Here is an 18,863-nt window from a genome sequence, read left to right as displayed (position 1 = left end):
CCCGGCCCTGGCCCCGCCCCGGCCTGGCCCTGGCCCTGGCCCTGGCCCTGGCCCCGCCCCGGCCCCGGCCCCGGCCCCGGCCCCGGCCCCGGCCCCGGCATGATCGTGCTCGATCCTGGATGTAGTGGCCTCGCGCGCGGAGGATGCCACTAAATCCTGGATCGAGTGCGATCTTGCGGTTCGCGCGGCCCCGGACCGGCCTTGGCGGGGTTGGCTCAGCTGCGGGGGGCGTCGACGATGACCGAGCCGGCGACTCGGTCGTGCAGGCCGCGCCGGTGCTCGTCCATGATCAGTGCGGGGACGACGAGGGCCAGCAGCAGGCCACGGATCAGCCCCCGGAGCACGCCGATCCGGCCACCGTCGTGCCAGTTCACACAGCGGATCTTGGTGATGTACATGCCCGGCGTCTGGGCGAACAGGCCGAGGAAGATGCCGTACACCAGGACAAGCACCAGCACCGGGGCCCAGCCGTCGCGTACCGGGTCGGCGAAGAAGTTGGACACCAGCAGGCAGAGCACCCAGTCGATGATCAGCGCACCGAATCGCCGACCGAGGGTCGGCGCGGTGAAGGTGGGGTCGGTGGCCGGCGCTGCCGGGAGGTGCGGATTGGTCACAGCGGTCAAGGGTATCCGCGCCGGGATGAGAGCTTGCCGGGTGCCGCCGCCGCTGTGTGCCGATTCAGGCTAAAGCGATCAGATGTCATTACACTGGCACAGTCGGTACGGCGTTCCTGGCGGGCCGGAGGCGTGGACCGGGGCGTCGCTGACGCTCCGCGAGGGACGTAACACGGCAGAAACAACGGAGACACGGCTGGGCAACCCCCCGGCCCTAGCGTCGCCAGAAGCCTAGCCACCCCGTGGACGTGCCAGGAGGATGTGTGTTCGCCAATCCCGAGGAACTGCTGCGATACCTCAAGAACGAGGACGTGAAGTTCGTCGACGTTCGTTTCTGTGACCTGCCCGGCGTGATGCAGCACTTCAATCTGCCGGTCGAGTCCGTCAACGACGACCTCTTCACCGACGGCCTCGCGTTCGACGGTTCGTCGATCCGCGGTTTCCAGGCGATCCACGAGTCGGACATGCTCCTGCTCCCGGATGTCGCCACCGCGTTCATCGACCCGTTCCGCGCGCAGAAGACACTCGCGCTGAACTTCTTCATCCACGACCCGTTCACCCGCGAGGCCTACAGCCGCGACCCGCGTAACGTGGCGAAGAAGGCCGAGGCGTACCTCGCCGCGAGCGGCATCGCCGACACCGCCTACTTCGGCGCCGAGGCGGAGTTCTACATCTTCGACTCGATCCGCCACGAAACCTCGGCGCACCAGTCGTTCTACTACATCGACTCGATCGAGGGCGCCTGGAACACCGGCCGCGAAGAGCCGGGCGGCAACCGCGGCTACAAGACCGCGTACAAGGGCGGCTACTTCCCCGTCCCGCCGGTCGACCACTACGCCGACCTGCGTGACTCGATCGTGCGTCGCCTCGTCGACACCGGCTTCAACGTCGAGCGCTCACACCACGAGGTCGGCACCGCCGGCCAGTCCGAGATCAACTACCGGTTCTCCACCCTGCTGCACGCCGGCGACCAGCTCCAGCTCTTCAAGTACATCGTGAAGAACGAGGCCTGGGCCAACGGCAAAACCGCCACGTTCATGCCCAAGCCGCTCTTCGGCGACAACGGCTCCGGCATGCACACCCACCAGAGCCTCTGGCTCAACGGCGAACCACTGTTCTACGACGAGACCGGCTACGCCGGCCTGTCCGACATGGCCCGCTGGTACATCGGCGGCCTGCTGCACCACGCCCCGTCGCTGCTGGCCTTCACCAACCCCACGATCAACTCCTACCGTCGTCTGGTGCCCGGCTTCGAAGCGCCGGTCAACCTGGTCTACTCCCAGCGCAACCGCTCGGCCTGCACCCGCATCCCGGTCACCGGCGCGAACCCGAAGGCCAAGCGCGTCGAGTTCCGCGTCCCCGACCCGTCGGCCAACGTCTACCTGGCCTTCTCCGCCATGATGATGGCCGGCCTCGACGGCATCAAGAGCAAGATCGAGCCGCCGACGCCGATCGACAAGGACCTCTACGACCTCCCGCCGGAGGAGTGGGGCGACGTCAAGCAGGTGCCGGGCTCGCTGTCGGCAGTGCTCGACTCGCTGGAGGCCGACCACGACTACCTGCTCGACGGTGGCGTCTTCACCCCCGACCTGATCTCCACCTGGGTCGACTGGAAGCGCGCCAACGAGGTCGACCCGGTGCGTCTGCGCCCGACCCCGCACGAGTTCGCCATGTACTACGACTGCTGAGCCTGATCAAGGCTCTGACCTGCACCAACAGGATTGCTACTGATCTTGGGTACAGGTTGGGTACAGATTGACAAAACGGCGGTCATGCTCGGCTCCCAGCCGGCGTGGCCGCCGTTTGGCGTCCGCCGAGCGCGCTGTCGACGAGCAGGCGGGTCCGGTCGACCACGTCCGGCCACTCGTGTACGTACGTGTTCAGCGTGACGGTCGGCGTGCTGTGCCCGAACGCCTAACGTTCAGCGTCATCGCCCGAGGGCGATTGAACCTCCGCCCGCGCCCTGCCGCCGACACCGGGTCGCGGTCGCGCCTCATGCCAGCTAACAATGTGCGCCGGCCGCCACACATGCGTCCGCCCAAGGGTCAGATCGGGCGCCGGCATCTGCCCCCGCTTCCGATACGTCGCCACCGTGCCGACCCGCACCCCGAGGTAGGCGGCGACCTCCGAGGTCGTCCACCACTCCGCGTCGGGATCAGGGCTCGTCACGTCCGCCATTCTGCCCGCATTAGGCGATCATCGCACTCATCCCCGGGGACCACGGCACGTTACTACCGCGTCGACGGTTCGCAGCCCCCGCCGGGTCTGGCCGCCGGCAGCGACTGACGTATGGCCGCCAAGGTGACTGCAAGTCTGGTACGCCAGCTCAATCATGGTCGGAGCTTCTGTGAGATTCTATTCTTCGTGCCCAACACCGTCTCATTCGACCCGCGCCTTGGTATGTGGTTTTTCGGCGGTAAGCGCCGGTATGACGACGGCTCGGGCTCCATCGTAATCACCCATAGCGATCTTAGCGCAACAAAAGCCGCAGATCTATCTCGTGAGTTGCGTAAAGCTCGCCAGCTTAATTGGGAGCCACCGGCCATTCTCGTTGACGTTGCTCCCGAGGATCAATATTGGGGAAAGGGTGCCATCGTAGAGCCTGTCACGTTTACGCTCCATGATGACGGCAAGCTGGCCATTGAATGCGATCTCACCTCTCATGAATACTTTGATGAAGACGATGAGTTTTTCCCCCTCGTCGAGCGCCTGATCGGACCACTCCTCCAGCGCACTAATAGTCGACTATTGAGCGTAGCTAGTGACGGAGGGCGGCCGAGTGCGCCCTACTATTACAGAGTCAAGTTCTCCGTTGTCACGTGGGGAAGGAACCTCCACGACCTTTATCAGGTTGGGCAGGGCGTCAAAGCAATATTCGACGCCTCAGTCACCGGCGAACTAACCAGAGAGACTGCCGCTGACCTAGTAGCCGGGGGACGCGCCGACCTACTCCAAGGCCTCCCGGAAGGCCCGTGGCTGGATGTCAAATCACAACACTATGACTTGACTACAGATCGTGGAAAAATTTCTCTCGCTGAGGCCGTCAGCCGGTTTGCCAATGCGGAGGAAGGCGGGATTGTTATTGTAGGCATGGACACCAAGCGGGTCGCAGGCGGAGAAGTTATCAGGTCCATCAAGCCTGTCCCGATCATCGGCACAACGATCCGGCGATACCGCCAGGCTATCGAGAGCCGGCTCTTTCCGTTTCCTTTTGGGCTCGAAATTACGGCGGTGGAGATCAATCCACACGAGGGCCTGATCATCGTATCTATTCCACGGCAGGAAGAAGAGCTAAAGCCATTCCTAGTCCACGGTGCGATTGTTGGTGGCCGTACCGAGGGCGCTTACATCAGCATCGTCCGTCGAAGCGGCGAAGACTCGATTCCGATTACTGCCCAGCAAATTCACAGTACGCTAGCAGCTGGTCGGGCATTGCTCCGGCGCGGTTACCTGTATCCCCCGGAGGAATGATCCCCGCCTCGCCTCGGGCAAGTTTCCGTGCAGGGAGACGTAAGTGACCTGCCGGGCTCCACTTGATGCGTTACGTCTCAGCGTCAGATGGTGCGTGACAGCTCCGCCTAGAGATGCTGGCGAGTCACGCGGGGTCGTCACGCCGGGTAGAAGTTCCAATGAGGTAGCAGGGCCGCATCGCAGAGGGCGCATGCGAAGTCGTCGTCTCGTACGATGTTGCGTTCCCCGCAGGCTGTGCAACGTCTGAAGATCAGCGCGGCGGTGAAGCCGCCGGGATGCGGCATGCTGAGACGATCAAGTGCTGCGGCGACTGCTGGCCAGCAGTCAGGGTCTGGGCAGTAGCCGGTCGAGTGGTTGCTGACCGCCTGGACGAAGTATCCGCTGTCGCTCGCGGCGAAGGTGATCTCTCCGGCAGCCAAGACGTCCTGCCCGGCAGCACAGGCAACGTGCTCGCTTTGGCGGGGTGCCACCCGGAGCGCGCCCTGAAGGTCGACAACGAACGTGGCAGGCTCGTCGAGCCCAGTCCCGCGCCGATCATCGAGCCACGTATCGAGCGCGCTGCGCGTGGCGGCGATGACGGTTCCCACCGCGGCTGCCTGCCGGGCCAAGATCTCTGCTGGTCCGACATACCGATACCGCCTGAGCCGCGTCACGGCGTGAAGCTACCTCCGCTGGCTCCGACCGTCCATCGAGATTGGCACAAAGATGCCGGTCGCCTGTCGGGCGCGGCGGTGGGTGACGGTTGAGGTATCTCGGCCTGTCACGCATCATGTGGAGTCAATCTGTAACGGATCGAGCGGAGTACGACAGAGACGTGAGTGACCGGGGGTGAGAACTTTCCATACGTCTTCAAGGCGGCCCTTCGGGCCGCGTCGTCGGACCCCTGCCGGTTCCGCCTTATGCCTGCGGCAACGGCGGACCGGCAGTCGGACGCACCGATGCCCCACGCCGCTTGGAACTCGGCGCAGGGCATGGAGGATCGGTTGAGTCAGCCCGGCTCGGGCGCACCTGGCACAGCGCGATGTCGACTCATCTCGGCGAAGGCCAGCCGCTCAAGGCGTCGCTGAATCGCACTCGGCTGCCGCTCGAATGACACCGCCAGCTCGTCAATGCTGTGGCCGGCCAGGTAGCCCTTCATCAGCTCGGAGTCAGCCTGGGGTGTCCACGGATCGTACGCCTTCGGGTGACGCTGCCGGATCTCGGCGATCCCAGCGGGGTCGCTCTTGAGGCCGACGCCTGCGTCGGCCAGGTCGTATCCGTCTTCCTCGTCCGGTGGGTCGTAGACCCAATCGGGTTCGCCCCGCTTCTGTTCGTCCCAGTCCGGTTCATCCATAGGCATCAAGGTATCGACGCCAATGTGAGCGGGGAAGCACCGATCGTGATGGGAACCCTCCGGGGCTTCCCGAGCAGCAAGGGCCTCGCCTCCGGCGGGCAGGGCCTCCGGCCCTACGACCCGGGGATGGCCTCCGGCGGTCGGGGCTACTCGCCCCGAACCCTCGGCGACTCTGGGATGCCCCGGCCGCGACCGGGTACCGTCGCGCACCGGAGGCGACCAGACCGCGCCGGGCGGAGCCTGCGCGACGGGATGCCCCACCGGCCCACTTCCGAGCCACCCGCACACAACACGACTCCATGATCGTTAGGCACAGGACGGGTACAAGAGCCACCAGGAAACACCGGATAACGATGGAAGTTGATATGCGACGTACGACCTGCTCAGGGGCTTGATCGACGCCACTCCCCCAGGTCAGCCCCGATGGGCGGTTAGTTCGCCATGTACTACGACTGCTGAGCAGTCAGATGCACGACGACTGCTGAGCAGTCGCTCGAACACCGGCCGGGCCGGCTCCGCTCACCGCGGAGCCGGCCCGGCCCGCTTCCCCCTTCAACACCGTCCCCCGTAACGCCCCGCGCCCCCGCGCCCCGCACCAAGATCCACGCAACTTCGGGGATGTTGCTGCCTCCGGCGCCCCGGAGGCAGCACTTTCCCTGCAGTTGAGCGGATCTTGGGCGTAGACCTCAACCGAGATCGTGCTCGATCCTGGATGCAGGGGCCTCTAACCCGCCGACAGCCGACTACATCCAGGTCAAGCGCCATCTTGACCACCCGCCTCGGTGATCACGGGTTAGCAGGAAGTTTTGTCCACTTGGTCCCCTGCAACCTCATGATCAGCGGGGTCGGCGGCGGGCGGTGCGTACGAGCACGGTCAGGAGCAGGGCGGTCATCGCCAGGGCACCGGGTGCCTTGGTGACGCGGGCCAGGTTGGTGCCGTCGGGCAGGGCGAGGAAGGCTGCCGCCGCGGTGGGCAGCACGAACCACGTCGTGCGGGCGGCGGTGAGCGCCAGCAGTGCCAGCGGCCAGGTCGCGTACCAGGGGTGAAAGACCGGGGACAGGACGACGGTGGCGACCAACGCCACCGCCGCGCCGTGCAGCGCCACCCGGGACCGCGCCACCCGAGTACACCGCACCTCGGGAGCCGCGACCTCGCTCAGCCCGCGCAGGGTCTGCCAGGCCCGCCACCAGAGCACCACCAGCACACCGGCGAGCAGCAGCAGCGCCACCGCCCGGACCACCGGCACCGCCTGCGGGTCCCGGCCGACCAGCGCGCCGGCGTAGTCGATCACGAAGCCCACGGCGGTGGGTGGTGACGTCCACTGCTCCGAGTCGCCGCTGTGGGTCAGCCCGCCCACCCAGCCGAAGCCGAGGCCGGACACCGCCGAGGTGACCAGCAGCGCGGCGAGCAGCCCTCCGGCCAGCCAACCACAGTGGCGCAGCAACGCCCGTACGGTGTATCGGCCGGGCATCCCGGCCAGCACCGCGAACGGCACCACCACCACTGCGCTGGCCTTCACCGTGACCGCCAGCCCGAGCAGCGCTCCGGCCAGCAGGAGCCCCGCCGGCCGACCTGGTCGCCGGACCACGACCAGCAGCCCACACAGCAGCAGGCCCAGCATCACGGCGTCGTTGTGCGCGCCGGCCACCAGGTGCACGCCGACCAGCGGGCCGGCCAGCGCCAACCAGACCGCCCGCCGGGCCGGCACCCCGGCCGCCCGCGCCAGACCGGGCAGGCAGAGCGCGGCCAGCAGCAGCCCCGCCACGGCGATCACGCGCAGCGCCACGATCGTCCCGGTGAGCCCGCCGCCGAGGCTGACGGCGAGGGCCGCGAGCAGCATGAACACCGGCCCGTACGGTGCCGGGGTGTCCCGCCAGATCGGCGCCACAGTGTCCAGCCAGGGGCAGCCCGCCGCCGCCACTCCCACGGTGTACGGGTCGACGCCGTGCGCGTACGTCCAGCCCTGGCAGGCGTACGAGTAGACGTCCCGGCTGCCCATCGGTGGCGCGACCAGCAGCGGCAGAGCCCACAGCCCGGCGGTGACGTACGCCCAACGGGTCGACGGGGCACCCTCGCGCAGCGACCACCAGGCCCCGACCAGCAGCATGGTGCCGATCAGCCAGCAGGTCAGCGTCGCCGGGCCGTCCGGGGCTCGCCAGATCGACGTCGGTGTCGCGCCGAGCGGGGCGTCGGGCAGCGCCCCGCCGAGGTAGCCGGCCACGGCGAGCAGGACCGCGCCGACCAGGCCCGCGTACCGGGCACGCAATGCCGCCAACGACACAGGCGGCGGCGGAAAAGGCGGGCCGGGAGCGGTCACCGGCGCACCTTCCCTCAATCGGCGGCGACCGGCTGACGGGCCGCTCGAGCCGACCGTACCAACCGGATGACCAGCACGATCACCAACAGCGTCATCAGCGGCGCCCCGACCGTCTTGGTGTACCGGGGCAGCCCGGTGCCGTCGGGCAGCACAAGGAAGGACGCGACCAGGGCGACCACCGTGAACCATCTGGTGCGCTGGGCGGTGGCCGCCAGCACGAACAGCGGCCAGGTCCAGTACCAGGGGTGCACGACGGGGGCGAGCGCGACGGTGAGGGCGAGCGCGAGGCCGGCGTGGTACAGCGGGTCGCGGGTGCGGGCCCGCCACCAGAGCCAGACGAGCAGTACGGCCAGGAGGACCACGGCGATCCCGCGGGTGACGGGCAGCGCGTCGATGTGACCACCGAACAGCGCCGCGATGTACCCGACCGTCTGCCCCACGGCGGTCGACGGGGAGGTCCAGGCGATGGCGGCGCCGCCCTGGGACAGCCCGCCGATCCAGCCGAAGTCCAGCCCACCGAGGATGGTCACGCCGACAACTGTGACGACTGTGCCGCCGACCACCCAGCCGCCGTCGCGGATCAGCGTGCGGATCCGGTACGGCCCGGCGGTGGCCGCCAGCGCGGCGAACGGGACCACCACCACGGCGGTCACCTTGATCGCCACGGCGACTCCGAGGAGCAGCCCGCCGACCAGCAGCATGCCGCGCCGGCCCGGGTGCGCCGCCACCACGGCCAGCCCGCCGACCAGCGCGGCGAGCATCAACACGTCGTTGTGGGGGCCACCGACCAGGTGCGCGGCGACCAGCGGGGATCCCAACGCCAGCCACACCGCCCGCTTCGCCGGCACACCGGCCCGACGCGCCAGCGCCGGCAGGGCCCACGCGGTGATGGCCACGCCGACCAGCGACAGCGCACGGAACAGCACGATGCTGGCGGTCAGCGAGCCGGTGGCCTTCACCACGGCGCCCGCGATGAGCACGAACAGCGGCCCGTACGGCGCCGGGGTGTCGCGCCAGATGACCGAGACGGTGTCCAGCCAGGGGCAGGGCAGTGCGGAGACGCCCTGTTCGTACGGGCTGATACCGCCGACGAAGCTGGCGCCCTGGCAGGCGTAGGCGTACACGTCCCGGCTGCCGAAGGGCGGCGCGATCAGCAGCGGCAGCAGCCAGAGCCCGACGGTGACCAGGGCCCACCGCGTCGAGGGCCCTCCGTCGCGCAGCGCCCACCAGGCGTACGCCATCAGGCCGGTGCCGACCAGCCAGGCGGCGAGGATCAGCGGGCCGTTGGGCCCCTGCCAGATGCTGACCGGGGTGCTTCGCAGTGGGCCGCTGGGGAACGCGCCGCCGAGGAAAGCGGAGAGCGCGAGCAGCATCGAGCCGGCCAGGCCGGTCCAGCGCGCGAGGTGGGAGGGCACGCCGGACATGCTGCCAGCCCGTCGGTGGGAGCCCGACGGCAGGCACGGGTCAGCAGTGGCGCGCCGGTGCCAGCCCACTGGAGATCGAGTAGTCGCCGGCGGCGCGGACCCGCACCTCGGTCCACCCGTCCGCGCCCGGTCGCAGGCAACCGTCCGGGCCGCTCAACGTGAGCCAGCGCGACCAGCGAACCCGGACCGGCACGTCCCCGGGCGTGGCGGTCAGCCGGACCGCACCGCGGTCGGCGGCGACGAGTTGACCCGGGGCATCGACCAGCGGGGTCGGATCGACCACCGCGTACATCTGCCAGGTGGAGTCTCGCCAGACCTCCCGCAGGTACGGCAGGCCGCCGCGGATCAGCGCGGCCTCGTCGCGGCCCCACCGGTCGGCGGGTGCGTCCGGGGCGAGCACCACGTAGCTCACCGCCTCGTGCCGTAGCCACTGCTCGTAGGTCTGCGCGTTCAGGTTGCCGTCGTAGAACAGCGCATTGCGGTCGCTGTCGACCTGGCGTTCCCAACCCCGGGCCAGTGGCACTGTCGGCGGCAGGTACGCCGACTCCCAGTGGTCGCGCAGCGGCACCACCTCGACCCGCCCGGCCGGCTGCCGCCGGTCGAGTTCGGCGACGAGCGGTTGGTAGAAACGTTCGGCGCTCTCCGGTGCGCCGGCCCGGGTCACGTCGCTCGTCATCACCGGGGACTGCCACCAGACGGTCGCGGCGAGCAGCCCGGCCAGCCACGGCCCGGGCAACGCGGCGTACCCGGCCAGCAGGGGCAGGGCGAACAGCATCGGCAGTCGTAGCGCGTTGGAACCGATCGGGCTGGGCACGTAGTACGCCCCGATCAGGAGCAGCACGGTGAGTACCGCGCCGACGCGCAGCACCCGGCGGCGACGCGGCAGCACGACAGCCACCAGCACCGCGAGCGCGACGTTGATGCGCATCGACTCGGCCGAGTACGGCTGGGTGCCGCCGTTGCCGAAGATGAACGCCATCGGGGCGAGCGTGACGGCGGGCGCCACGGCCAGGACGAACCCTTCGGCCAGTGGTCGCTCGGCTCGCCAGCCTCCGGGCAGCGGGCGGCCCGGCCCGTCACCGGTGCGCAGGGCGCTCAGCAGCAGCGCCGCGCCGGCCAGCCCGGTGAACAGGCCGGCGACCGGGCTGGCCGCTGTCGCCAGGGCGGCGCAGACGGCTGCGAGCGTCAACCGGAGCCAGCGCGGTGGGCGTTGCGCGCTGACCGCGCAGAGCGCCAGCAGCCCGAACGCCAGCCCGACCGCGAAGGTGATCCGACCGCTCGCCAGGTTGCCGACCAGCACCACAGCGCCGAGGACACCGGCCAGCACCGGTCTGCGGGCCCGGTTGCGGGTGAACAGCCAACCCAGCGCGGCCGCCCCGACCACGGCGGCGACCGCCCCCAGCGGACGCACCCCGATCAGCGCGCCCAACCTGGCCGTGAAGAGGCTGTAGCCGTACTGGTTGACGCCGCCGTACCAGCCGAAGTCGACCGGCGCGGCCCCGTACCGCTCGGTGAACCCGGCACGGGCCACCTGGGCGGCGAGGTCGGTGCCCATCGGCGGCGCGAGGAGGAACGCGACGGCGAGCAGCACGGCCACCCCGGTCGCCGCCGCCCAGCCCGCGACGCTCCGCCCGGTTGGGCGCGGCGACGCGTCAGGCATCGAGGACCCGTTCGGCAGCGGCGCGGGAGCGGCGGCCGGTGCGCAGGTACTCGTCGAGGAACTCCCCCGGATCGTCGCGGCCGAGCAGCCGGGCCACCCCGGCCAACTCCACCCCGTGCCGGGGCAGTTGGTCGCCGGCCCGGCCCCGGACCAGCATCAACGCGTTGCGGACCTGCGCGGCCAGGGCCCAACCGGCGGCCATCTCCGCGGCGTCCGCCGGGTCGATCAGGCCGGCCCGCTCGGCCGCCGCGAGGGCGTCGAGGGTACGCGTGCCGCGCAGCGCCGGGATCGCGCCGGCGTGCCGGAGCTGGACGAGTTGCACCGCCCACTCCACGTCGGCGAGCCCACCGCGACCCAGCTTGGTGTGGGTGGCCGGGTCGGCGCCCCGGGGCAGCCGTTCGGTCTCCACCCGGGCCTTGATCCGCCGGATCTCGACGACCTGCTCGCGGGTCAGCCCGTCGCCCGGGTAGCGCACCGGCTGGATCATCGCCTCGAACTCGGCGCCCAGGTCGGCGTCACCGCAGACGAACCGGGCGCGCAGCAGTGCCTGCGCCTCCCACACCCGCGACCAGCGGGCGTAGTACTGCGCGTACGCGGCGAGGCTGCGTACCAGCGGACCCTGGCGGCCCTCCGGCCGCAGGTCGGCGTCGACGCCCAGCGGCGGGTCGGGGGCGGGTACGCCGAGCAGCCGGCGCAGCTCCTCGGCGACGGCGTGCGCGGCGGCGCTGGCGGCACTCTCGCTGGTGCCCGGCGGCGGGTCGTAGACGAAGAGCACGTCGGCGTCGGAGAGGTAGTTCGACTCGTACCCGCCGAGCCGGCCCATGCCGATCACCGCGAACCGCAGCCCTGCCGGTGCCGGCTGGCTGGCCTGGGCGGCCCGCAGCGCGGCGGCCAGGGTGGCGTCGGTGACGTCGGCGAGCGCCGTACCGACCTCGGTGATGTCGGACAGCCCGCGGGCGGGCCGGTTCGCGCCGTCCGCCCGGGTGGGGCTGGGCGCGAGCGCGCCGGCCCGGCAGAGCACGTCCGCGCAGGCAACCCGGACCAGCTCGCGACGTCGCAGCGCGCGCACGGCGCTGGTGGCCTCGACCGGGTCGGTGTGCCGGGCCGCCGCCGCCAGGAACCCCTCCCGCAGTACCTCTGGCGCGCGTGGCGCCAGCTCGTTCTCCTCGGCCAGCAGCCGCAGCGCCTCCGGGTCGCGGGCGAGCAGGTCGGCGACGTACCGGGACAGCGCGAGGACCCGGGCCAGCCGACGGGCGACCGGGCCGCCGTCGCGCAGCAGCCGCAGGTACCAGGGGGTGCTGCCCAGCTTGTCGGAGACCTTGCGGTAGTTGAGCAGCCCCCGGTCCGGCTCCGGCGCGTCAGCGAACTCGCTGAGCAGCACCGGCAGCAAGGTGCGCTGGATGGCCGCCGTGCGGCTCACCCCGCCGGTGAGCGCCTGGAGGTGGCGCAACGCCCCGGCCGGGTCGGCGAAGCCGAGGATCTCCAGGCGGTTCCTGGCCGCCTCCGGGGTGAGCCGCAACCCGTCCGCCGGCACCCGGGCCACCGACTCCAGCAGCGGCCGGTAGAGCAGTTTGGCGTGCAGTCGGCGTACCTCGGTGGCGTGGGTGACCCACTCGGCCCGGAAGCTCTCCACGGCGCTGCGCCCCGGCGAGGCAGTGAAACCCAGCGCGGCGGCGAGCCAGCGCAGCGCGCCCGGCTCGGCGGGCACCGTGTGCGTACGACGCAGGCCCTGGAGTTGCAGCCGGTGCTCGACGCTGCGCAGGAAGCGGTAGCCGCGCAGCAGGGCCTCGCCGTCGGCCCGCCCGACGTAGCCGCCGGCGACGAGCGCGCGCAACGCCGGGATGGTGCCGGGCGGGCGCAGCGTCTCGTCGCCGCGACCGTGCACGAGTTGCAGCAACTGGACGGCGAACTCGATGTCGCGCAGCCCGCCCGGACCGCGCTTGATCTCGCGCTCCAGCTCCTTCGGCGGGATGTGGTCGATGATCCGGCGGCGCATGGCGCGGACGTCCTCGACCGCCTCGGGCCGCTCGGCCGCCCGCCAGACCAGCGGCGCGAGCTGGTCGATCCACTCCTGGGCCAGCGGCAGGTCCCCGGCGGCCGGGCGGGCCTTGAGCAGCGCCTGGAACTCCCAGGTGCGCGCCCACCGCCGGTAGTAGGCCAGGTGGCTGGCGAGGGTCCGCACCAGCGGGCCGCGGCTGCCCTCGGGGCGCAGCGCGGCGTCCACCGGCCAGGCCACCAGCCCGCAGATGTAGATCAGTCGGGTCGCCACCTGGGTCGCGGCGGACAGGTCTGCGTCCTCGGCGGCCACGAAGATGACGTCCACGTCGGAGACGTAGTTCAGCTCGCCGCCGCCGCACTTGCCCATCGCCACGACCGCGAGTCGGGGCCGCTCGGTCCCCTCCGCCAGCTCCGTGACCGCGATCTCGTACGCCGCGGAGAGCGTTGCGTCGGCCAACGCGGAGAGCGCGGCCATCGTCTGCTCCAGCCCGCGACCGCCGGTCAGGTCGGCCGCCGCGATCCGCAGCAACGCCAGGCGGTACGCGGCCCGCAGCGCCGCCACCGCGTTGCCGCCGTCGGCCGGCTCCAGCCGCCCCTCGGCGGTCGGGGCGAGCCCGTCCGGGGCGGTCCGCAGCGCCTGGTAGTGCTCGGGGTGGGCCACCAGGTGGTCGCCGAGCGCCGCCGACGCGCCGAGCACCGCGATCAGCCGCCGCCGTAGCCCGGGATCGGCGTGCACGTCCGCGAGCAGCGGTGATTCGGTGCCGCCTTCGATGGTGCGGCCCTCGGCCTCCACGATGCGGTGCAGTTGGCGCAGCGCCAGGTCCGGGTCGGCGGCCCGGGACAGCGCGGCGAGCAGCTCCGCGGCGGCCTCGTCGACCGGCTCCTGCTCGGCCGGCCGCCACAGCCGCAGCCCCTCCGGGCCGAGCAGGTCCGCGGCGCGCGCGCCGCCATCGCCTTCGGCGGTGCCGAAGCCGTACCGGGCGAGCCGGCCCGGTGCCCTGGTCGGCCGGCTCATCAGTGCCCGAGCAGCGGCAGACCGCGCCGCGTCGTACTGTCGTCCAGCTCGCCGAGGGCCAGCGCGGCGAACCGGGCGGCGAACGGTTGCCAGACCTCCTCGACGTCGGGCAGCACCGAGGCGCAGGCCGCGACCACCAGCTCCGGGTCGTAGCCCAGCTCGGCGAGTTGGGCCGAGTCGGTGGCCCAGTCGGCGATCATCGCGGCGTCGCACTCGATGTGGAACTGCAAACCCCACGCCCGGTCACCGAGGCGGAACGCCTGATGCGGATAGCGGGTGGAGGCGGCGAGCAGTGTCGCGCCCCGAGGCAGCTCGGTGATCTCGTCGGCGTGCCACTGGAGCACGTCCGGGATCAACGGCACGTACCGGAACAACGTGTCGTTCTCGGCGGCGTCGCGCCGGCCGACCACGCCGGGGCCGATCTCCGGCCCGGACGGGCTGCGCTCCACCAACCCGGCGTGCGCGGTGGCGAGCAGCTGCGCGCCCAGGCAGACCGCCAGGGTCGGCACCCGGTATCGGACCGCCTTGCGCAGCAGGCCCTCCACGGCGGGAAACCAGGGCGCGCCGGGCGAGCCGTCCGGCAACGGGTACGCCTGTTGGTCGCCGCCGAGCACCACCAGCGCCGCGTACCCCTCCAGGTCGGCGGGCAGCTCGTCGCCGGCGTGCGGACGCACCACCCACAGCTCCAGCCCAGCCTCGGTCAGCCACTCACCCAGCCGGCGCGCGTCGTCCGTCGGGTCGTTCTCGATCACCAGCGCGGTTGCCACAGGTCGAGGCTAGCCGGTACGCCCCACGGCACCACGCCCCGGCACGGGCCGCGCGGCTCCCGCCGCCCGTGCCCGGCTCCCGACCACGGCGGGGTGGTTAGGCTCTGCGGTTGTGATCAGCGAGGACAGCGCCGCCGTACGCCCGCCCGTGCTGCTCCCGGGTGACACGGTGCTGCTGGTGTCGCCGTCCGGGCCGACCTCGCCCGAGCGGGTGGCCCGGGGCATGGAACTGCTCACCGGCTGGGGCCTGCGCCCGGTGCCGGCGCCGAACGCGTACGCCCGCCACGGCTACCTCGCCGGCACCGACGACCTGCGTGCCGCCGACCTGAACGCGGCCTTCGCCGACCCTGACGTACGCGGGGTGATCTGCACTCGCGGCGGCTACGGTGCCCAGCGGATCGTGGACGCCATCGACATGGCCGCCGTCCGCCGCGACCCGAAGGTGGTGGCCGGCTTCTCGGACATCACCGCGTTGCAGTTCGCACTGTGGCGGGGCGCCCGCCTGGCCGGGGTGCACGGCCCCGGGGCAGCCTGGCGCGACGAGCGGACGCCGCTGCGCTCCGCCGAATCCCTGCACGCGGCGTTGATGACTACCGAACCGGTGTCGATCACCGCGGTCCCCACCGAGGAGACCTTCGGCGTACGCGTCCCGGGTCGCGCCACCGGCACCCTGCTCGGCGGCAACCTGTGCATGATCGCCGCGTCGATCGGCACGCCGGACCTGCCCGACCTGACCGGTGCGGTGCTGTTGATCGAGGACGTGCAGGAACCCCCGTACAAGGTCGACCGGATGCTCACCCACCTGCGCCGGGCCGGCGTGCTGGACGGACTGGCCGGGGTGGCGGTCGGGCAGTTCACCGACTGCGGCGACGGCTGGGACACCACCATCGTCGACGTACTCACCGAACGCCTCGGCGACCTGGGCGTACCGGTCCTCGGCGGCCTCCCCATCGGCCACGGCCCCAACCAGCTCACAGTCCCGGTGGGCACAACCGCCACCCTCGACACCACCACCGCCACCCTCACCGCAACCCCAGCAGTCCACTAACCCCCGCCCCCGGCCCCGGCCCTCCCCGGCCCCGGCCCTCCCCGGTGATCAAGAGGTTTGCGTCATGTTCGGAGCGGATCCTGACGCAAACCTCTTGATCAACCAGGGCAGGTTCAGGGGGCGGGCGGGATGGTGGGTGGAGTCAGGTGGGCTACTGCGCCGATTTCCAGGGCGGCCCAGATGCCGGTGGGGGTGCGGGTGATGCCGTGCGGTTCGGCGTTGGGAGTGGGTAGGGCGTAGCCCTCAATCCGTCCGGTGGCGTCGAGGTGACCGATCCGGTTGGCACCCCACTCGGTGAACCACGCGCCGCCGTCCGGGTCCGCCACGATCGCGTGCGGGCGGGCGGCCCGGTCCGGCAGCGGGAACTCGACGATCTTGCCGTCCGGCTCGATCCGGCCAAGCTGACCGGCGGCGATCTCCACGAACCAGATGACGCCGTCGTCGCCCAAGGTGACGCCGACCGGGCCGGCCTTCACTGTGGGCAACGGATGCAGCGTCACCCTGCCGTCGAGATCGATCCGACCGATCGCGTTCGCCTGATTGAGGGTGAACCAGAGAGCCTGGTCCGCGCCAGCAGTGATCATCGAGGCGAATCCGCCGGTCACCGGCAGCGGGAATGCGGTGTGGGTGCCGTCGATCTCCACCCGGCCGATGGTGTCGGAGGTCATCCCGGCGTACCAGAGCGCGCCATCAGGCCCAGCCGCGATGCCGCCCGGCCCGGTGCCGGCCGGCAGGGCGATGGTGCGCTGCTCACCGTCGACGGTGATCCGACCGATCCGGTCGTCTCCCGAGCGGGTGAACCAGAGCGCCCCGTCCGGCCCGGCCGTGATGATCAATGGGCGACCGCCGGGCGGATCCAGCGGGTAGGTCCGCACCGCACCGTCGGGCGACAACCGGGCGATGCCGCCGGCATGGGCCAACGTCAGCCACAGCGCGCCGTCCGGGCCAGACGTGATGCCGTACGGTCCGGCGCCCGGCTCGCCGATTGGAATCTCCCGAATCTCGACGGTCATGCCGCGGTGTCCTTCCGTCGGTGGATCGTCCACCCTGACCGCTCGGCCAGCGACCACACAACCGATTTAGCCCACCGCCGGCCCCTGATTGTCAGCTCGCTGACAGGGTCGCCACGGCTTCCGCCCAGACAACCCGGTCACTGTCGGTGATGACAGCGCAGGATGACCGAACCTCTGGAGGACAGCATGTCCCGCACCATCCGCAGGAAGCACCTGCTGGCCGGTTTGGCCGCCGCCGGCGTCCTCGGCGTCGGGATCGCGGCCCCGACGATCGCGTTCGCCGCCGACACTCCCACGCCGGCACCGAGCGCCAGCACCGCCCCGGCTCCCGGCACGGCTCCGGGTACGAAGGCCGACCGGCAGGGCGAGTTCGCCGAGGCGCTCGCCAAGGAGTTGGGCGTGCCCACCGACAAGGTGACCGCCGCACTGGAGAAGATCCGCGAGCAGCACCGGCCGGCCGACCGCCCGCAGCGCCCGTCCGCCGAGGACCGGCAGGCCGCGCTCAAGCAGCGCCTGGACCAGGCGGTCAAGGACGGCAAGCTCACCCAGGAGCAGGCCGACGCCATCACCAAGGCCGTCGAGGCCGGCGTCTTCCCCGGCCCGGGCGGTCACCGCGGCCCGGGCGGCCACCACGGCGCCGGTACGCCCGGCAAGTAGTGCGACGAGGCCGGCCCCGGCAGGCACCAGCAGGCCGGGGCCGGCCTCGTCCTGCCCCGGGGCAGATCGAGGGCCGGCCTCGGTACGCCCCGGGCAGGCCGAGGGCCAGCCTGTCGCGCCCGGGCAGGCCGAGGGCCCGCCTGTCGGGCCGGGCCTGCCCGGGCCCGTCGCGGCTTGATCCACTCGGTTTCCGTGAAGTCGCGGTGTCCAGCGCGCTCGGACACCCCGACATCATGAAAACCGAGTCGATCACGCGCGCGGATGCGTGCGGCCAGGCTGGCTCGGCCGTCACACCCGCTCAGGGTGACGGCCCCAGAGCCAGGCCACTCCAGGCCGGGCCACCCCGGGCCAGGCCACCCCAGGCCAGGCCACCCCGGGCCAGGCCACCCCAGAGCCAGGCCCACCCGGAGCCAGCCTGACCGATAGCGCGGGGCCAGCCTGGGGGCATCAGCCCGGCCCTGCAAGGGGTCAGGGCTGCGGGGGCGGGGGCGTGAACACGCCCAGGTGGTTGCCGGCCGGGTCGAGTAGGTGGGCCAACGTGAGACCGCTCGGTGCCGTACGCGCTGGCACCAGCACCCGACCGCCGGCTGCTTCGGCCTGTCGGCAGGTCTCCGCCACGTCGGCGACTTCGGCGTAGAACACGGCGTAGTTCGGCGACGTCCCGTCGGTCGCCCGGATCGCCCCGCCGATCCCGGTGTCGCCGCCGGCCCCGGTCACGCGGTAGGACCCGCCGTTGGTCGAGCCCTGCTCCTCGAAGGTCCAGCCGAACAGCTCCCCGTAGAACCGCTCCGCGTCCTCGGGCCGGTCGGTGCCGATCTCGAACCAGGTGATGGGCGTGGTGGACCTGGACATCTACTGCCTCCAGAATTTCCGTGCCGGCCGTTCGGCCGTCGTCTGGAGCAGTCTCGGGGCCGTTGGCGACAGCGTCCTGTCGGTGTTTCCGGATCACCCGGCGGGGTTTCCAGCGACAAGACCCACCCGGGCCGGCCGCGAACGGGTCTCAGCCCAGGCCACCGCGCCGACCTCGTTTCAGACCAGGCCGCGCCACCAAGCCTGGCTCAGACCAGGCCGCGCCACCAAGCCTGGCTCAGACCAGGCCGCCCCACCAAGCCCGTCTCAGACCAGGCCGCCGCGCCAACCCCGTTCAGACGAGGCCCGCCGCACTCAGCCCGCTTCAGACCAGGCTCAGCGGGCGAACCCGCTCGTGCGGGATGTCGAGATCTGTCAGGCGTAGCTCCCGGGCCACCACGTCGGGCAGCGCCCCGACGCTCCGGATCCGGTCGGTGCGGAAGCACCGCAGTTCGTCGCGCAGACGGCACCAGGCGACCAGGTACCAGTGTCGGGAATTGCCGAGGTAGCCGAGTGGCTCGACGTCACGGGTCGAGTCGGCGCCGGCGCGGTCGGCGTACCGGATGCGCAGCACCCGCCGCGCGGCGACCGCGTCGGCGACGGTGGCCGGGACGGGGGTGGCCGGCCCGTCGCCGATCTCTCATCCTCCACACGATCGGCCGCCGCCCAGATCGACAGGCCGGCGGAAAATACTCG

Annotated in this window: 17 protein-coding genes; 4 read left to right on the top strand and 13 right to left on the bottom strand. The window is 71.4% G+C overall.

The window, feature by feature from the left end; all coding sequences use genetic code 11:
• Positions 1–215 precede the first annotated feature (215 nt).
• Positions 216–614: an RDD family protein gene (locus GUI43_RS30945; protein WP_220090459.1), complete on the bottom strand. Its 399-nt coding sequence runs from the start codon at positions 612–614 to the stop codon at positions 216–218.
• Positions 615–877: 263 nt separating this feature from the next.
• On the opposite strand from GUI43_RS30945, the gene glnA reads away from it, so the two are divergent.
• Positions 878–2,302 carry a type I glutamate--ammonia ligase gene (gene glnA, locus GUI43_RS30940; RefSeq protein ID WP_112671701.1) on the top strand — a complete coding sequence of 475 codons (1,425 nt, stop codon included), beginning with the start codon at positions 878–880 and terminating at the stop codon, positions 2,300–2,302.
• Between the two features lie 226 nt (positions 2,303–2,528).
• Here glnA and GUI43_RS35200 read toward each other — a convergent pair whose 3' ends face one another.
• Positions 2,529–2,792 carry a helix-turn-helix domain-containing protein gene (locus GUI43_RS35200; RefSeq protein ID WP_363698615.1) on the bottom strand — a complete coding sequence of 88 codons (264 nt, stop codon included), beginning with the start codon at positions 2,790–2,792 and terminating at the stop codon, positions 2,529–2,531.
• Between the two features lie 111 nt (positions 2,793–2,903).
• Between GUI43_RS35200 and GUI43_RS33595 the strand changes: the two genes are divergently transcribed.
• A complete protein-coding gene (locus GUI43_RS33595; RefSeq protein WP_146754650.1) occupies positions 2,904–4,085 on the top strand; it encodes an AlbA family DNA-binding domain-containing protein in 1,182 nt (393 codons plus the stop codon).
• 137 nt (positions 4,086–4,222) lie between these two features.
• Here the strand turns inward: GUI43_RS33595 and GUI43_RS30925 are convergent, their stop codons facing one another.
• The 7 genes from GUI43_RS30925 to GUI43_RS30895 form a co-directional block, all read right to left on the bottom strand.
• Positions 4,223–4,672: a hypothetical protein gene (locus GUI43_RS30925; protein ID WP_211326786.1), complete on the bottom strand. Its 450-nt coding sequence runs from the start codon at positions 4,670–4,672 to the stop codon at positions 4,223–4,225.
• A 401-nt stretch (positions 4,673–5,073) separates the two neighbouring features.
• A complete protein-coding gene (locus GUI43_RS30920; RefSeq protein ID WP_112700370.1) occupies positions 5,074–5,418 on the bottom strand; it encodes a hypothetical protein in 345 nt (114 codons plus the stop codon).
• An 836-nt stretch (positions 5,419–6,254) separates the two neighbouring features.
• Positions 6,255–7,736 carry a polyprenol phosphomannose-dependent alpha 1,6 mannosyltransferase MptB gene (mptB, locus tag GUI43_RS30915; RefSeq protein WP_170158805.1) on the bottom strand — a complete coding sequence of 494 codons (1,482 nt, stop codon included), beginning with the start codon at positions 7,734–7,736 and terminating at the stop codon, positions 6,255–6,257.
• Between the two features lie 14 nt (positions 7,737–7,750).
• A complete protein-coding gene (gene mptB / locus GUI43_RS30910; RefSeq protein WP_112700373.1) occupies positions 7,751–9,160 on the bottom strand; it encodes a polyprenol phosphomannose-dependent alpha 1,6 mannosyltransferase MptB in 1,410 nt (469 codons plus the stop codon).
• 40 nt (positions 9,161–9,200) lie between these two features.
• The gene (locus GUI43_RS30905) at positions 9,201–10,820 is read right to left on the bottom strand and encodes a hypothetical protein (protein WP_249037896.1); all 1,620 of its coding nucleotides are present in this window, start codon (positions 10,818–10,820) and stop codon (positions 9,201–9,203) included.
• Complete coding sequence (locus tag GUI43_RS30900; RefSeq protein ID WP_112700369.1) at positions 10,813–13,833, bottom strand: bifunctional [glutamine synthetase] adenylyltransferase/[glutamine synthetase]-adenylyl-L-tyrosine phosphorylase; 3,021 nt, start codon at positions 13,831–13,833, stop codon at positions 10,813–10,815. The genes GUI43_RS30905 and GUI43_RS30900 overlap by 8 nt, the downstream gene beginning before the upstream one ends.
• Positions 13,833–14,600: a type 1 glutamine amidotransferase gene (locus tag GUI43_RS30895; RefSeq protein WP_112700368.1), complete on the bottom strand. Its 768-nt coding sequence runs from the start codon at positions 14,598–14,600 to the stop codon at positions 13,833–13,835. Before GUI43_RS30895 ends, GUI43_RS30900 begins: the two co-directional genes overlap by 1 nt.
• Positions 14,601–14,712: 112 nt before the next feature.
• Between GUI43_RS30895 and GUI43_RS30890 the strand changes: the two genes are divergently transcribed.
• Positions 14,713–15,648, top strand: coding sequence for a S66 peptidase family protein (locus GUI43_RS30890; RefSeq protein ID WP_112600990.1), 936 nt, complete (start codon positions 14,713–14,715; stop codon positions 15,646–15,648).
• A gap of 113 nt (positions 15,649–15,761) precedes the next feature.
• Here GUI43_RS30890 and GUI43_RS30885 read toward each other — a convergent pair whose 3' ends face one another.
• Positions 15,762–16,661, bottom strand: a complete 900-nt coding sequence (locus tag GUI43_RS30885; protein ID WP_112600991.1) for a Vgb family protein — start codon at positions 16,659–16,661, stop codon at positions 15,762–15,764.
• A 186-nt stretch (positions 16,662–16,847) separates the two neighbouring features.
• Here GUI43_RS30885 and GUI43_RS30880 point away from each other — a divergent pair, with 186 nt between their 5' ends.
• Complete coding sequence (locus GUI43_RS30880; protein WP_112582667.1) at positions 16,848–17,318, top strand: hypothetical protein; 471 nt, start codon at positions 16,848–16,850, stop codon at positions 17,316–17,318.
• 298 nt (positions 17,319–17,616) lie between these two features.
• Here the strand turns inward: GUI43_RS30880 and GUI43_RS34085 are convergent, their stop codons facing one another.
• The 3 genes from GUI43_RS34085 to GUI43_RS30870 all read right to left on the bottom strand — a co-directional run bounded on the left by GUI43_RS34085 (position 17,617) and on the right by GUI43_RS30870 (position 18,804).
• Complete coding sequence (locus tag GUI43_RS34085; protein ID WP_170158804.1) at positions 17,617–17,766, bottom strand: hypothetical protein; 150 nt, start codon at positions 17,764–17,766, stop codon at positions 17,617–17,619.
• Between the two features lie 20 nt (positions 17,767–17,786).
• Positions 17,787–18,170: a VOC family protein gene (locus GUI43_RS30875; RefSeq protein WP_112582648.1), complete on the bottom strand. Its 384-nt coding sequence runs from the start codon at positions 18,168–18,170 to the stop codon at positions 17,787–17,789.
• Between the two features lie 322 nt (positions 18,171–18,492).
• The gene (locus GUI43_RS30870; protein ID WP_428842236.1) at positions 18,493–18,804 is read right to left on the bottom strand and encodes a helix-turn-helix transcriptional regulator; all 312 of its coding nucleotides are present in this window, start codon (positions 18,802–18,804) and stop codon (positions 18,493–18,495) included.
• Between the last annotated feature and the right edge of the window lie 59 nt (positions 18,805–18,863).

It is taken from the genome of Micromonospora noduli, assembly GCF_003264365.1.
Taxonomy (GTDB): Bacteria; Actinomycetota; Actinomycetes; order Mycobacteriales; family Micromonosporaceae; genus Micromonospora; species Micromonospora noduli.
Note: the sequence above shows the minus strand (reverse complement) of the source record. Positions and strands in the feature narration are given on the sequence as shown.